We start from the raw sequence: 16,041 nt of genomic DNA, 5'->3' as shown, positions 1-16,041 counted from the left end.
ATGCCGAGCCTTAGCGAGGCACCGAATGGAGGGGATGAAAGCCTTTGGTTACTTTGGGCTTTTCAAAGTGACCCGCTGTAAGAGCGGAACCAATGGAGGCCATCACCTAAGGAATGGATATGTACACCTGCCAAATCTCTAGTGCCTGAACAGAAGTCATCGCTGGCAAGCCAAGCTCCCACAGAGTCCATGATGTTTTCGAGAAACGTGCCAGCAGGCTTGGCGCCTTCGTCGGAACGCCCCCCGGAGCAAACATTTGAGTTCCTGAGGTTTAACGCCCACCACCAAGATCAATAAAAGTCCCAGTGGCATAAGAAGCCTTGTCCGACAGCAACCAGACAATCGCTTCCGCCACCTCTTCCGGCCGACCACCTCGGGCCATGGGGATGCCGGATTCGAGTTTACTGACCCGGTCAGGATCGCCACTCAGGGCGTGGAAAGCGGTGTAGATGTAGCCGGGGCGTACCGCGTTGACACGAATGCCTTCTCCGGCAACTTCCTTGGACAGGCCAATGGTGAAGGAATCCAGCGCGCCTTTGGACGCGGCGTAGTCAACGTATTCACCCGGCGAACCCAGGCGCGCGGCCACCGAGGAGACATTGACGATGCTGCCGCCCTGCCCGCCATGTTTGGGCGACATGCGCAGCAGCGCGTGCTTGGCGCAGAGGATCGGCGCCAGCACGTTGGTCTTGAGCAATTTGAGAATACGAAATTCGGACATCTCGTCGACCCGCGACTTGTGCCCGACCGTGCCGGCGTTATTGACCAGCGCGGTGACCCGACCCAGCTCGCTGTCGACCCGGTGGAACAGGCTGATCACTTCATCTTCGATGCTGACATCGGCGCGCACTGCGATCGCCTGAGCACCCAAGGCCCGGACTTGCTCCAGCACGGCCTGCGCCGCCTGTTCGTCCGATTGGTAATTGATGCAGATTCGATAGCCCTGTGCAGCGGCCAACAAGGCAGTGGCGGCGCCAATGCCGCGGCTGCCACCGGTGATGACGACAACTTTGTCCATACTGGTTTTCCCCAATCCACGCTGTGCAATCGCGCTCAAGAATAACCGCCCATGACAGGATTTGCATGAGCTCTATCTGTTGTGTCGAGGCCGCTCGCTCCCGCTGTTGTAGCGAGGAAGGTTGCTCCCGCTGGCCTGCGCAGCAGCCCCATTCAATCGACCACAGACTGTTCCGCCAAACGAATATCCCGCAAAAACCGCTCCGCCGGCAGCGGATGCCCCAGCAAATAACCCTGCAGCGAGTCACAGCCAAGTTTGGTCAGGAAGGTTTGCTGAACGTCGGTTTCCACCCCTTCGGCGACAATCCGCAAGCCCAAGGCCTGACCGAGAGCAACAATCGCCGAGACAATCGCCGCGTCATCGCTGTCATGTTCCAGGTCACGGACAAAGCCACGGTCAATTTTCAACTCGTTGGCCGGCAAACGCTTGAGGTACATCAAGCTCGAGTAACCGGTGCCGAAGTCGTCGATCGACAGGTCGACGCCCATTTCCGAGAGTTTTTGCAACACCGTCATGCTGGCGTCGGCGTCGCTCATGGCGGTGGTTTCGGTGATTTCCAGGGTCAGGCTGTTGGCCGGCAAATGGTGGGTCGCCAAGGCCTTCGCCACGCTCTCCACCAAGCCGGCGTGACAAAACTGCAACGCCGAGAGGTTTACGGCGATGCGCCACTCGGTGTAGCCGAGCACGTACCACTCGCGCATCTGTCGGCACGCCTCGTTCAGCACCCAGTCGCCGATCGGGATGATTAGCCCGGTTTTTTCCGCCAGGTCGATGAATTTGTCCGGCAACAACAGGCCCTGAGTTGGATGCTCCCAGCGCAGCAACGCCTCGGCACCGACCGGGCGGCCGTTGCTGGCGTCGAATTTCGGTTGGTAATAGAGGCTGAACTGTTGCTCCACCAGTGCCGTGCGCAAGTCTTGTAGCAGTAGTAACTGCTTGCGGGCATTGCTGTTCATCGAGGCGTCGAAAAAGCTGTAACCGTTTTTGCCCGCGCCTTTGGCGTGGTACATGGCGGCGTCGGCGTTCATCAGCAGCTCATCGGCGGTCAGGCCGTTGCCGGGGAACAGCGCGATGCCCAGGCTGGCGGATATTTGCAATTCATGTTCAGCCACCCGGAACGACCGGCCGATCAACGCCACCTGCCGAGCGGCCACGCGCAAGGCATCGTCCGGTTCAGCGAGTTGCACCAGCAACACAAATTCATCGCCGCCGATCCGCGCCAGGGTGTCGGGGCTGCGTAAGTCTTCCCGCAACCGCAGCGCCACTTCGCGCAACAACTGATCGCCCATATGGTGCCCGAACGCATCGTTGACCGGTTTAAAGCCGTCCAGATCGATGAACATCAGCGCAAAACAGCCGCCCTGGTCCAGCACTACTGACATCGCTTGATCGATGCGATCAGCCAGCAACATGCGATTAGGCAGGCCGGTCAGGGTGTCGTGCAGCGCCAATTGGGTCAGTTCTCGGTTGGCTTGGGTGAGGGAGTCGGCAAGATCGGCGGTGCGCGCTTCGAGGCGCGCGTCGAGGATCGAGGTCAGCAAGGCAATGCTCAACACCGCCAGCGTGGTGATCAGCACCAGGCCATCGAGGCCGTTGCCATTCAAGCCATTGGCCGCCGCCCCGCAGAAACTGCCATCGGCAAAGCGCGCCGCCGCCATGCCGGTGTAGTGCATGCCAACAATGGCGAACCCCATGACCACCGCGGCGCCGGCGCGGAACAGCCCCACATACGGCGTGTGCCGGCGCAGGCGGAAAGCAATCCACAATGCGGCGGCCGAGGCACCCACCGCAATCAGCAAAGAGGCAACGAAGAGGCTCGGGTCGTAGTCGATGCCGGGCTGCATGCGCATGGCCGCCATGCCGGTGTAATGCATCGCGCTGATACCGGCACCCATGATCAGTGCGCCGATGCCCAATTGCCATGCGCCAAGTGTCGACTGGTTGACCAGCCACAGGGCAAAGCCGCAGGAGAGTACCGCGATCAACAAGGACAGCGCGGTGATCGAGATGTCGTAACCCAGATCGATCGGCAATTGGAATGCCAGCATGCCGATGAAGTGCATCGACCAGACCCCGACGCCCATGGCCAAGGCACCGCCCAATGTCCACAAATGCACGGCACGGCCCTGGGCGGTGGCGATCCGCCCGCTGAGGTCGAGGGCGGTATAGGAAGCGAGAATCGCCACACACAAGGAAATGAACACCAGCGTGGGGGAATAAGTACCGGTCAGCATGAAATCTCTCAAAACGACCCGCCGGCTCGCTTCCCTTCTCGGCGGGGTAAAAGACCGCGATTGTACTGATTCCAAAGGTTAACGCACTCACAAAGTGAGCAAAGCGCCATCAAGCCGATGAAACGCTAGTTTGACCTCAGAAACCCCGTCCCAGACGCCCCGTGTTTGTAGCGAGGGAGCTTGCTCCCGCTGGGCTGCGTAATAGACCCCAAATCTCAGTGACCGTGATTTCCATATGAGTGCTGCGCACTCAAGCGGGAGCAAGCTCCCTAGCCACAGGGGGTATGCGTAAGCTCCATTGCCAGGCGCATGGATCAGTCTTTGTCGACCACTTGGGTCTGCCCATCCCAACCGCCGCCCAGCGCCGCGATCAATTGCACGCTGGCGATCAGTCGGCTTTGCAGCAGGTTCAATACGCTGCGTTCATTGCTCAGTGCGGTAGCTTGCACCACCACCACATCGAGGTAGGCGATCAGGCCAGCCTTGTACTGGTTCTCGGTCAGGCGCAGGGATTGGCGCGCGGCGTCTAGGGCTTCCTGGCGCACGCCGGCTTCTTCTTCAAGCACCTTGAGCTGGACCAGATAGTTTTCCACTTCACGGAAACCGTCGAGCACGGTCTGCCGGTACTGCGCGACGGTCTGGTCGTACACTGCTTCAGTGCGTTCCAGTTCCGCCGAACGCTGGCCGCCATCGAAGATCGGCAGCGACAGCTGCGGCCCCACCGACCAGAAGCGGTTCGGCAGGCTGATCAAATCCTTTGACGTACTGCTGCTGTAGCCGCCGCTGAGGCTCAGGGTCAGGTCCGGGTAGTAGGCGGCGGTAGCCACGCCGATCTCGGCGTTGGCGGCAATCACCGAACGCTCGGCAGCGGCGATGTCCGGCCGGCGTTCGAGCAACTGCGATGGCAGGCCCACGGGAATTTCCGGCAGTGCCGGGATGTCCTGGGTCTCTGCGAGGTTGAACTGCGCTGGCGGCACCCCGGTCAGCACGGCGATGGCGTTCTCGAACTGCGCCCGCTGCCAGATCAAATCCACCAGATCGGCCTGGGTGGTTTTCAGCTGAGTCTGCGCCTGGGCCACCGCGTCACGCCCGGAAACCCCGGCGCGATACTGGTTTTCGGTCATGGTCAATGAGCGCTGATAGGCCGCGACCGTGGATTCGAGCAGGCGCTTCTGCTGGTCGATTACCCGCAATTGCAGGTAGTTCTGCACCAGTTCCGACTGCTGGCTCAGGCGCATGGCGGCCAGGTCGGCGAAACTCGCTTCGGCGCTGGCCTTGTCCGCTTCCAGGCCGCGACGCAACTTGCCCCAGACATCCGCCTCCCAGCTCACGCCCAACTCGGTGCTGTAAGTGTCACGGATGCCGCTCGACGAACTGCTCAGGCTCGAACTGCTGCTGCCGGTGCCCTGGCTGGAGCGAGTCTTGCCGGCGCTGAGGTCAATGGTCGGGTAGAACGCCGATCGCGCACTGCGCACCAGGGCTTGGGCCTGACGGTACTGGGCTTCGGATTGCGCCACGGTCTGGTTCGAGGTGTTGAGCTTGTCGATCAAACTGTTGAGCTGCTGATCGCCGTACAGCTCCCACCAGGCGCCACGGGCCAGGGAATCGCTCGGCGTTGCCTGGCGCCAGCCCTTGGCTTCCTTGTACTCGATGGGCGCGGCGGTTTCCGGGCGCTGATAGTCCGGGCCGACGGCGCAGGCACTGAGCATCACCGCGCACAGCGACAGACTCAGCAGGCGCGAACCACGGGCCGCCACCAGGGCAGTGGCAAGATTGAGAGGCGTACGGTCAGTCATAGCGGAGTTTCCAGGGCAGCATCAGTGCGCACGCCGCGCCAGCGGTTGAAACGATGGCGCGCCTTGTCGAGATAGAGGTAAACCACCGGGGTGGTGTAAAGGGTCAGCACCTGGCTGAAGACCAGGCCGCCGATAATGGTCAGGCCAAGCGGCTGGCGCATTTCCGCCCCTTCGGCGCCGCTGAGCAGCAACGGCAAGGCGCCGAGAATGGCCGCCAGGGTCGTCATCAAAATCGGCCGCAAGCGTTGCAAACACGCGCTGCGGATCGATTCGACGGGGCTCAGGCCCTTGTTGCGCTCCAGTTGCAGCGCCAGGTCGATCATCAGAATCGCGTTTTTCTTCACCACACCGATCAGCAAGAACAGCCCCAGCAGGGAAATCAGACTGAATTCGCCGCCCAGCACGTAGATCGACAACAGTGCACCGACTCCGGCCGATGGCAGTGTCGAGAGAATGGTCAGCGGGTGAATGTAGCTTTCATAAAGCACACCCAGCACCAGGTAAACCGCGACCAGCGCGCCGAGGATCATCCACGGCTGGCTCTTTTGTGTGGCGGCGAAGGCATCGGCGGTGCCGGCCATTTTCGCGATCACGTCTTCCGGCAAGCCGACCTTGGCGATCGCCCGTTCAATCGCCACGGAGCCCTGCTCCACCGTCACGCCGTCCGCCATGTCGAAAGAAATACTCTCCGAAGCAAACTGCCCTTCATGGCTGACCCGGTCGTCCTCAAGGCTGCTTTCGTAATGCGCGATGGTCGACAGCGGAATCCGTGCGCCATCGGCGGTGATCACTTGCACCTGATTCAGGGTGATCGGGTCTTGTGCATATTTAGGGTTGACCTCCATCACCACTTGGTACTGGTTGAGGCTGTCGTAAATAGTCGAAATCTGTCGCTGGCTGTAGGCGTTGTTCAGCACCGCGGTGACCATGTCCATGTCGACGCCCAGGCGCTTGGCCTGATCGCGATCGACCACCAGCGTCACCTGCTGCGCGCCCCGCCCTTCGCGGGCGTCGATGGCGGTGAGCTCCGGCAAGGCCTTGAGCGCGGTGACGACTTTCGGGTACCACTCGCGCAACGAACCGAGGTCGCCGCTTTGCAGGATGTAGGAATATTGCGACGTGGTCTGTTCGCGACCGCCACCAAACTGCAGATCCTGGTCAGCCATCAGCATCAACTGCCCGCCCGGCACCTTGGGCATTTCCTTGCGCATGCGCTCGATGACTTTCTGCGCCGAAATGTTGCGTTCCGCGATCGGTTTCAGCCGCACCAGCATGAACGCGTTGTTGATGCCGTTGGTGCCACCGATGAAACCGGCGACACTTTCCACCGCCGGGTCCTTGAGCACGGCGCGGCGGAAAATCTCCATTTTCGGCTGCATGACGTTGAATGACAGACCGTCATCACCACGGACAAAGCCGATCAATTGGCCAGTGTCTTGCTGCGGCATAAATGTTTTAGGCACAACCACATACAGCGCAATATTGCCGACGATTGTGAGGATCAGGCTGAGCAAGGTCAGGCGCCGATGACGCAGAACGAAGTCCAGACTGGTGGCATATTTGCCGACCATCCACTCATTGGCACGCTGGCTCCAGCGCTGCAAACGGTTTTCCTGGCCCGGTATGTGCGGCTTGAGCCAGCGGGCGCACAGCATCGGAGTGAGGGTCAGCGACACCACCAGCGACACAATAATCGACGCCGCGAGAGTGATGGAGAACTCGCGGAACAGGCTCTCGACAATCCCGCCCATGAACAGGATCGACAGGAACACCGCCACCAGCGACACGTTCATCGACAGCAAGGTGAAGCCGACTTCCTGGGCACCAAGATAAGCCGCCTTCATCGGCGCGACGCCTTCATCGATGTGCCGGGAAATGTTCTCCAGCACCACGATCGCGTCGTCCACCACCAAGCCCGTGGCCAGGATCAACGCCATCAGCGACAGGTTGTTCAGGGAAAAACCGTACAAGTACATCACCGCAAAAGTGCCGACCAGCGACACCGGCACTGCTAGCGTGGGGATCAACGAAGCGCGGAAGTTGCCGAGGAACAGGAACACCACCAGGATCACCAGGGCCACGGCGATCAGCAGGGTCATTTCCGCTTCGTGCAAGGTCGCCTTGATTACCGGCGAGCGGTCCATGGCCAGGTTCAGCTTGACGCTCGCCGGCAGTACCGCTTGCAGCGCGGGTAGCTGCGCCTTGATCTCGTTGACCGTCTCGATAATGTTGGCGCCGGCCTGGCGGTTGATCACCAGCAGCACCGCCGCGTCATCGTTGAAGAAGCCACTGTTATAGCGGTCCTCCACGCCGTCGCTGACTTTGGCCACATCCTTGAGACGCAACGCCGCGCCGTCGTTGTAATGGATGATCAGCGATTCGTAGTCCTTGGCCTTCTCCAACTGGTCGTTGGCCTGCACCTGCCACAGCCGCTGATCGTCCTCCACCGAACCTTTCGGGCGGCGCACGTTGGCATCGGCGATGGTGTTACGCACATCGTCCAGCGCCACGCCGTACTGGTTGAGCAGTTGCGGCTCCAGTTCGATCCGTACCGCAGGCAGCGAACTGCCGCCGATCTGTACCTCACCGACCCCGGACACCTGCGACAGGCTCTGCGAGAGGATGGTCGACGCCAAATCATAGAGCTGGCCCTTCTCGAGGACATCCGAAGTCAGCGACAGCACCATGATCGGCGCTTGCGACGGATTGACCTTCTTGTAGGTCGGCATACTGCGCATGCCGCTGGGCAGCAAGTTGCGCGAGGCGTTGATCGCTGCCTGCACTTCCCGCGCGGCGCCATTGATATCGCGGTCGAGGTCGAACTGCAGAATCACCCGGGTCGAGCCCTGGCTGGAACGGCTGCTCATGGTGTTGACCCCGGCAATCGCGCCGAAGGAACGTTCCAGCGGCGTGGCCACAGTGGACGCCATCACCTCGGGGCTGGCCCCCGGCAAACTGGCCTGGACCACGATCACCGGGAAATCCATCTGCGGCAGCGGCGCCACCGGCAGCAGGCCGAAGCTCACACCGCCCAGCAGCATGATCGCCAGGCTCAAGAGCATGGTGGCGACCGGGCGCTTGATGAAAGGTCCGGACAGGTTCATGGCTGCTCTACCGGCTCGACCGCGTCAGCCTTGCGGCCCCAGCGTCGGCCGAGACGGTCGAAGTAAAGGTAAATCACCGGCGTGGTGAACAGCGTCAACACCTGGCTGACCAGCAAACCACCGACCATCACCAGCCCCAAGGGCTGGCGCAGCTCGGCTCCGGAACCGCTGGCAAGCATCAACGGCACCGCGCCAAACAACGCCGCCAGGGTGGTCATCAGAATTGGCCGGAAGCGCAGCAACGCCGCCTGGTAGATCGCGGTTTCCGGGTCCATTCCCTGGTTGCGCTCAGCGTCGAGGGCGAAGTCGATCATCATGATCGCGTTCTTCTTGACGATACCAATCAGCAAAATGATGCCGATTATCGCGATCATGCCCAGGTCGTTGCCGCTGAGAATCAATGCCAGCAAGGCGCCGACCGCCGCTGACGGCAACGTCGAGAGAATGGTAATCGGGTGGATATAACTCTCGTAGAGCACACCCAACACGATGTACATGGTCACCACCGCCGCTAGGATCAGCAGCAAGGTGCTCGACAGCGAGGCCTGGAACGCTTCGGCGGCGCCCTGGAATTGAGTCTGCACGCCCACCGGCATACCGATATCCTGCTGGACTTTCTCGATCACCTCCACCGCATGCCCCAACGCCACGCCGGGCGCCAGGTTGAACGACATCATCACCGCCGGGAACTGGCCGATGTGCGCAATGGCCAATTGCGCCTGGCGCTCTTCGATCCGCGCCAGGCTAGACAGGCGCACCTGGCCGCCATCGGTGGTCTTGACGTGAATCTGGTCCAGCGCTTGCGGGCCGATCTTTTCACCGGCCTGGGCCTGCAGCACCACGCGGTACTGGCTGGCCTGGGTGTAAATGGTGGAAATCTGCCGCTGGCCGAACGCGTCGTACAAGGCATCGGTGATGTTGGCCACCGACACACCGAGGCGCGACGCCGCATCGCGGTCGATCACCAGATAAACCTGCAAGCCTTTGTCCTGTAAGTCACTGGCCACGTCGGTCAGTTCCGGCTGCTGGGCCAGTGCCTGCACCAGGCGCCCGCTCCACAGGCTGAGCAACTCGGCGTCCGGTGACGACATGCTGAACTGATACTGGGTCCGACTGACCCGGTCTTCGATAGTCAGGTCCTGCACCGGCTGCATGTACAGGCGGATACCGATCAGTTTGTCGAGGGTGGGCTGCAGGCGTGCGATCACCTCCGTGGCGCTCAGGTCCCGTTCGCTGTGCGGCTTGAGGTTGATCAGCAGGCGCCCGCTGTTGAGCGTGGCGTTATCGCCGTCGACGCCGATGTAGGACGAGAGGCTCTGCACCGCCGGATCTTCGAGGATTACCTTGGCCAATTGTTGCTGGCGCTCACTCATGGCGGCGAACGACACTGACTGTGGCGCTTCGGAAATCCCCTGGATGACCCCGGTGTCCTGCACCGGGAAGAAACCCTTGGGCACCACCATGTACAGGAACACCGTCAGGCCCAGGGTGCCAATGGCCACCAGCAGGGTCAGCGGTTGATGCTTGAGTACCCATTGCAAACCGGTCCCGTATCGGGCGATCAACCAGTCGATCCACGCCCCGCTCGCCCGGTAGAAACGGCTTTGTTCTTCTGGCTCCGGCTCACGCTTGAGCAAACGCGCGCACATCATGGGCGTCAGCGTCAGGGACACCACCAGGGAAATCAGGATCGCCACCGCCAGGGTGATGGCAAATTCACGGAACAACCGCCCGACCACATCGGCCATGAACAGCAACGGGATCAGCACGGCAATTAGCGAAAGTGTCAGGGAAATCAGAGTAAAACCGATCTGCTTCGCGCCCTTCAGCGCAGCATTCAACGGCGTCTCGCCTTCTTCGATATAGCGCGAGATGTTCTCCAGCATGACGATGGCATCATCGACCACGAACCCGGTGGCGATGGTCAGGGCCATCAGGGTCAGGTTGTTGACCGAAAACCCCGCCAGGTACATGACGCCGAAGGTCCCGATCAACGACAACGGCACGGCCACCGAGGGAATGATGGTCGCACTGAAGCGGCGCAGGAAAAGGAACGTCACCATCACCACCAGGGCGATAGCGATCAGCAATTCGTGTTGCACATCGGTGACGGAAGCACGGATGGTTTGGGTGCGGTCGGTCAGCACCACCACGTCGAGGCCGGCCGGCAAGTTGTCGGTGATGCTCGGCAGCAGTGCCTTGATCCGGTCGACCACTTCGATCACGTTGGCACCGGGCTGACGCTGGATGTTGAGCAACACCGCCTGGTTTTCATTGGCCCACGCAGCGAGGCGTTCGTTTTCCGCGCCGTCGACGATTTCTGCGACGTCCTTGAGGCGCAAGGGCGCGCCGTTGGCGTAAGCCAGAATCAGGTTGGCGTAGTCTTTCGGCGAAGTGAGCTGGTCGTTGGCGTCGAGCATCGACACCCGGGTCGGGCCATCGAAGTTACCCTTGGGCTGGTTGACGTTGGACGCACCGATCAGCGTGCGCACGTCCGACAAGTTCAAGCCATTGGCCGCCAGGGCTTCCGGGTTGACCTTGATCCGCACCGCCTGGCGCTGGCCGCCGGCGATGCTGACCATGCCGACGCCGCTGATCTGGGCGATTTTCTGTGCCATGCGCGTATCGACCAAATCATTGAGCTTGGGCAGCAACATGGTTTTCGAAGTGATGGCGAGGGTCAGCACCGGGGTGTCAGCCGGGTTGACCTTGTTGTACACCGGCGGTGCCGGCAAGTCCTTGGGTAGCAGATTGGTCGCGGCGTTGATCGCGGCCTGCACCTGCTGCTCGGCGACGTCCATGTTGATGTCGAGGTTGAAACGCAGAGTCAACACCGAAGCGCCGCCGGAACTGGTGGACGCCATCTGGGTCAGGCCCGGCATCTGTCCGAACTGGCGCTCCAGCGGCGCGGTGACCGCGCTGGTCATCACATCGGGACTGGCGCCGGGGTACAGGGTCATCACCCGAATGGTCGGGTAGTCCACCTGTGGCAACGCCGACACCGGCAGCAACCGATAGGCGATCACGCCGGCCAGGATAATGGCCAGCATGCTCAGGGTGGTCGCGACGGGGCGAAGGATGAACAGCCGCGAGAGATTCATGCGCCGCCCTTTTTCGCCTTGTCAGACGGGGTTGCATCCGGCGCCGCGGCGGACGACTTGCCTTGCAGGTGTTCGGTCGGCGTGGTCGGCACTTCCTGGCTGTCATTGACCACTTCCACCTCACTGCCTTCCTTCAAGCGGTCGGTGCCTTCCAGCACCACGCGATCACCGGCGGCCAGACCCTCGGTAACCACCGTGTTTTCGCCGTCACTGGCGCCGATCTTCAGTTGACGGATCTTGACCTTCTTATCGCCGTCGAGGGCGTAGACGAAGGTGCCGTTGGTGCCGAACTGGATCGCCGCCGAGGGCGCCAGCACTACGTCCTTCAGGGTGTCGGCCAACAAACGCACGTTGACGAACTGATTAGGAAACAACGATTGATCGCGGTTTTCATAACGAGCCTTGAACTTCAAGGTGCCGGTGGTGATGTCGATCTGATTGTCGAGGCTTTGCAGCACGCCAGTGGCCTGCAATTTCACGTCGCCGCGGTCCCAGGCTTCGACCGACAGCTTGGCGCCGCTGCGGTAGCGGGCAAGCACGGTGTCGAGGCTGTTTTCCGGCAAGGTGAAGGCGACGCTGATCGGCTGGGTCTGGGTAATGATCACCAGAGCCGCGGTGTCGTTGGCCGCTACCAGGTTGCCGACGTCCAGTTGCCGCAGGCCGAGGCGTCCGGCGATCGGCGCGCGGATCCGGGTAAATTCGAGATTGAGCTTGGCGTCATTGACCGCTGCCTGGTTGGTCTTGACCGTGCCCTGATATTGGCCGACCAGCGCCTCGGCAGTGTCGAGGGTCTGCCTGGCGATGCTGTCTTCCTTGAACAGGCCGCGGTAGCGCTCGACGTCAACCTGGGCGTTTTTCAATTGCGCCTGGTTCTGCAGCAAAGTGCCCTCGGCCTGAAGCAAGGCGTTCTGGTACGGCCGCGGGTCGATTTCCGCCAGCAGGTCACCGGCCTTCACCATCTGCCCTTCTTCGAAATTGACCTTGATCAACTCGCCGCCCACCCGGCTGCGCACATTGATGGTGTTGAGCGCCGTCACCGTGCCCAGCGCCTTGTAATACAGCGGGAAATCGCCTTTGATCGCCGGCGCCACGCGCACCGGAATCGGCCCGGCCGCGCCGCCGAAACCAGGACGGGCCATGCCAGCACGCCCGGTCTGCCCGGCCGCGGCTTTCGGCTCGGCGCCCTCCTTGTGGGCTTCGCCGGCCGGCCAGAACTTCCAGCACAGGGCCGCGATGACCAGCAGGATCAGCAGGCCGAATAGCCAGCGACGGGTATTGCGTGGGGCGGAGGATTGCATGGAGTGGTTAACCATTAGGCGCGTGGGCTTCTTTTACGGGAGGCTGAACGATAAGCACTGAAGACGTTTTAGCAAAGCAGCTTTACCGGCAATTTACCTTGGGCTTACGTTTCAGGATGTTTGGCCAAGACACTGAATCACAAATGAAAACGGCCTGGACAGGGCCAGGCCGTTAACAATTGTAATGAGGCTTACTTGAGGACAGCGAGGGCCGCCTCGTAGTTCGGCTCCTGGCCGATTTCGCTGACCAGTTCGCTGTGCAGCACGTTGTCATTCTCGTCCAGCACCACGACCGCACGAGCAGTCAGGCCTTTAAGCGGGCCTTCAGCGATGGCCACGCCATAATTGTTGATGAACTCGGCGCCACGCATGGTGGACAGGTTCTTGACGTTTTCCAGGCCTTCGGCACCGCAAAAACGCGCTTGGGCGAACGGCAGGTCGGCGGAGATGCACAGCACCACGGCGTTGCTGATGTCGTTGGCCTGGGCGTTGAACTTGCGCACCGAAGTGGCGCAAGTCGGGGTGTCAACGCTTGGGAAGATGTTCAGGACTTTGCGCTTGCCGGCAAACGTGGCCAGGGTCGCGTCCGACAGATCGCCTGCCACCAGGGAAAAGGCTGGCGCCTTGGAGCCGGTTTGTGGCAATTCGCCGTTGACTTGGATCGGATTGCCGCGATGGGTGACTTGAGCCATGAAAATATTCCTTATGAAGGTTGTTATCAGGAAATTTGGAGAGGCAGAAGTTAACCATGAAATCGGGGTGTTTGCCTCACTTGTCGATTCTCCCCTCCCCCGTTCGACTATCCAGCGAATCCCCTCAACTCACAGAGGCACGAGCATGCGATTCATGATCCGGGTGAAAGCCAGCGCCGATTCCGAGGCCGGCACGCAGTCTGGCGAAGAGTTGGTAACTGCAATCGCTAACGAACCGCAGCCACCGAGGCCAGCCTCTTGATCTGTATGTACTTTTTAGTACACGCAGGTAAAAATTTTTTACGCATGAAAACCAACGAATTAACACTTTCGACTGGCTAACCCGCTGCTAGCTGCTAACGTCAAAAGACCTGTTCTAGAGGCTTGATAGGAAAGGGATTACGGAGTGACGGCCGCCAAGTGCCGAGTTGTCTACCAGCCACCAGGGAACCGGGGATATGTTAAACACACGGAGCGTCCACGCCTGTCTATTGGCGGCAGTCCTGGCACCTGCTTTTTATGCGCAGGCGGATAACGCCGACACGGCGAACAAAAGTAACAACCCGTTGAATCTGGCACCGGGCGCTAACCTGCAGGACTACTACACGCCCAAGCTGTTCGACAGTAACGCGCACACGAATGACGCGTTGCTGCGCGGCACCTTGCCGATGGCCCCGAATGATTTCATCGGCGTGCCGCAACTACTGCGCGCCACATTGCCGATCAGCACTCGCCCCGATCCGCACAACGGCTACAGCACCGGCATCGGTGACTTGAACCTGTTCGATATTTTCCTGCTCAAGACCGATGGCGTGCAGTTGGGCGTCGGTCCGCAGATCACCGCACCCACCGCTGAACAGGATGAATTGGGCACCGGCAAGTGGCAGGCCGGGCTGGCGGCCGTTGCGATCGACTCTTCGCCGCGCGGGCTGCTTGGCGCGCTGGTGCAATACCAAAGCTCGTTCGCCGGTGATCATGACCGCGCACATGTCGAATCGGCGACGTTGCAGCCCTTCATCATTCATAACCTGCCCAAAGGCTGGTACCTGCGCTCCACCGGCACCTGGACCTTCGATCTCAAGAACGACACCCATTACATCCCGATTGGCTTGGGCGTAGGCAAGGCTTGGAAGTCCGGCAGCAACATCCTCAACGCATTCGTTGAACCGCAGTGGACCGTCGAACGCAAAGGCGATGGCCTGCCGCAGTTCACCCTGTTCGCCGGGATCAACGTCACTTTCGGCAAGTAAGGACATTTTATGCACGGTGCACTTCGCGCAGCCGGTTTCAGCCTCATGACCATGTTCGTCAGTTGTGGGGTCGGCGCACAAGCAACAGACACTCACAATCTGGACACCCGCATCGGCCCGATTGCCATGGACGGCGAACTGCCGGCGCATGAGTCGATCGACAAGCTCTATGCAGAGCTGGACTTTCAGCAGGCGACGCAAAGTTATTTGTGGGCATTGCCGCTGGTGGCCTATGCGCAATGGCAGGAAGAGTTCCGCGACAAACTCGACGCGCGCGACGGCGACCTCATGGTGCTCAACAGCTATGAAGACAAGCTGGGGGTGATCACCGCCAACGCCACCACGCCTTACATCCTGGGTTTTGTCGACCTCAATGAAACCGGGCCGCTGGTGATTGAACTGCCGCCAGGGCCGACTGCCGGTGGCGTGGGCGATTTCTGGCAGCGGGCAATTATCGACATGGGCCAGACCGGCCCGGACAAAGGCAAGGGTGGCAAATACCTGGTACTGCCGCCGGGCGCCACGCCACCAGCGGACGCGGGCAAGTATTACCTGGCCAAGTCGGAAACCATGAACGTGCTCGTGGGTTTTCGTGTTCTCGAGCCCGACCCGGCCAAGGGCAAGGCGCTGGTCGAGCAGTTCAAAATGTACCCCTATGCCCAGCGCAATGCGCCGCCGAAAACCCGCTTGCTGTCACCCGCCGGCAAGGCCTGGTCCGGTACCCAGCCGCGCGGTATGGCCTACTGGGAACGGCTGCACCAGATCATTCAGAAAGAGCCGGTCAACGAGCGGGACCGTTTCTACATGGCGATGCTCGCCAGCCTCGGCATCGAGAAGGATCGCCCCTTCAATCCCAATGAACGGCAGCGCAAGGCTTTGACCGAGGGGGTGCAGGTCGGGGAATTGATCGCCCAGGCCAACACCTTCGCCAAGCGTTTCGCCAACGCCCAGTACTGGCCGGACCGCCAGTGGGACACCGTGCTGAACATCGCCGAGCCGTCGCAACGCGTGGCCTATTACGATCAGTTATGGGAGCGCAGCGCCTGGTTCTACGAAGCCGTGACCAACACCAAAGGCATGGTCTCAAAGACGCCAGGGCTCGGCCAGACCTACCTCGGCGCCTACACCGACAACCACGGCCAATGGCTCGACGGCAGCAAAAATTACCGACTGCATGTCGGCGCCAATCCGCCAGCCAAGCAGTTCTGGTCGATGACCGTCTACGACATCGGCAGCCGCACACTGATCGACAATCCGCAACGCAAGGCCGACCTGTCATCCCGCCAGGACCTGAAGAAAAACCCCGACGGTTCGGTAGACCTGTACTTCGGCCCAAGCGCGCCCACAGGCTTCGAAAACAACTGGGTGCAAACCCTCCCCGGCAAGCACTGGTTCAGCTATTTCCGGCTGTACGCGCCGACCGAAGCCTACTTCGATAAAAGCTGGAAACTCGACGATATCCAGGCTGTGGATTAAGGACTGACCATGACTGCCAAAACATCCACGGGAGCGCACGCCACCCGCGTCACCATGCTGCTGTCCCCTGCC

At 60.9% G+C, this 16,041-nt stretch carries 9 protein-coding genes and 1 pseudogene; 3 read left to right on the top strand and 7 right to left on the bottom strand.

Annotated features, from left to right (window positions below):
* Nucleotides 1–271 precede the first annotated feature (271 nt).
* From RG836_RS15235 to tpx, 7 genes are all read right to left on the bottom strand, one after another.
* Complete coding sequence (locus tag RG836_RS15235; protein WP_310846922.1) at nt 272–1,018, bottom strand: SDR family oxidoreductase; 747 nt, start codon at nt 1,016–1,018, stop codon at nt 272–274.
* 152 nt (nt 1,019–1,170) lie between these two features.
* Nucleotides 1,171–3,252, bottom strand: coding sequence for a putative bifunctional diguanylate cyclase/phosphodiesterase (locus tag RG836_RS15230; RefSeq protein ID WP_310846920.1), 2,082 nt, complete (start codon nt 3,250–3,252; stop codon nt 1,171–1,173).
* A gap of 314 nt (nt 3,253–3,566) precedes the next feature.
* Complete coding sequence (locus tag RG836_RS15225) at nt 3,567–5,048, bottom strand: efflux transporter outer membrane subunit (protein WP_310846918.1); 1,482 nt, start codon at nt 5,046–5,048, stop codon at nt 3,567–3,569.
* Entirely contained in the window at nt 5,045–8,152 is a 3,108-nt protein-coding gene (locus RG836_RS15220; RefSeq protein WP_310846916.1) for an efflux RND transporter permease subunit, read from the bottom strand. Before RG836_RS15220 ends, RG836_RS15225 begins: the two co-directional genes overlap by 4 nt.
* Entirely contained in the window at nt 8,149–11,253 is a 3,105-nt protein-coding gene (locus RG836_RS15215; protein ID WP_310846913.1) for an MdtB/MuxB family multidrug efflux RND transporter permease subunit, read from the bottom strand. The genes RG836_RS15220 and RG836_RS15215 overlap by 4 nt, the downstream gene beginning before the upstream one ends.
* Nucleotides 11,250–12,566, bottom strand: a complete 1,317-nt coding sequence (locus RG836_RS15210) for an MdtA/MuxA family multidrug efflux RND transporter periplasmic adaptor subunit (protein ID WP_310846911.1) — start codon at nt 12,564–12,566, stop codon at nt 11,250–11,252. The genes RG836_RS15215 and RG836_RS15210 overlap by 4 nt, the downstream gene beginning before the upstream one ends.
* A gap of 176 nt (nt 12,567–12,742) precedes the next feature.
* The gene (gene tpx / locus RG836_RS15205) at nt 12,743–13,243 is read right to left on the bottom strand and encodes a thiol peroxidase (protein ID WP_310846910.1); all 501 of its coding nucleotides are present in this window, start codon (nt 13,241–13,243) and stop codon (nt 12,743–12,745) included.
* Between the two features lie 145 nt (nt 13,244–13,388).
* Here tpx and RG836_RS15200 point away from each other — a divergent pair.
* From RG836_RS15200 to RG836_RS15190, 3 genes and pseudogenes are all read left to right on the top strand, one after another.
* Nucleotides 13,389–13,475 (top strand): annotated as a pseudogene (locus RG836_RS15200) (YciI family protein); the annotation flags it as partial.
* Nucleotides 13,476–13,701: 226 nt separating this feature from the next.
* A complete protein-coding gene (locus RG836_RS15195) occupies nt 13,702–14,493 on the top strand; it encodes a hypothetical protein (protein WP_310846907.1) in 792 nt (263 codons plus the stop codon).
* A 9-nt stretch (nt 14,494–14,502) separates the two neighbouring features.
* Nucleotides 14,503–15,969 carry a DUF1254 domain-containing protein gene (locus RG836_RS15190; protein WP_310846905.1) on the top strand — a complete coding sequence of 489 codons (1,467 nt, stop codon included), beginning with the start codon at nt 14,503–14,505 and terminating at the stop codon, nt 15,967–15,969.
* Nucleotides 15,970–16,041: the final 72 nt, after the last annotated feature.

The organism is Pseudomonas rhizozeae (assembly GCF_031583775.1).
Classification (GTDB): domain Bacteria; phylum Pseudomonadota; class Gammaproteobacteria; order Pseudomonadales; family Pseudomonadaceae; genus Aquipseudomonas.
This window is presented reverse-complemented; position numbering and strand designations above follow the sequence as displayed.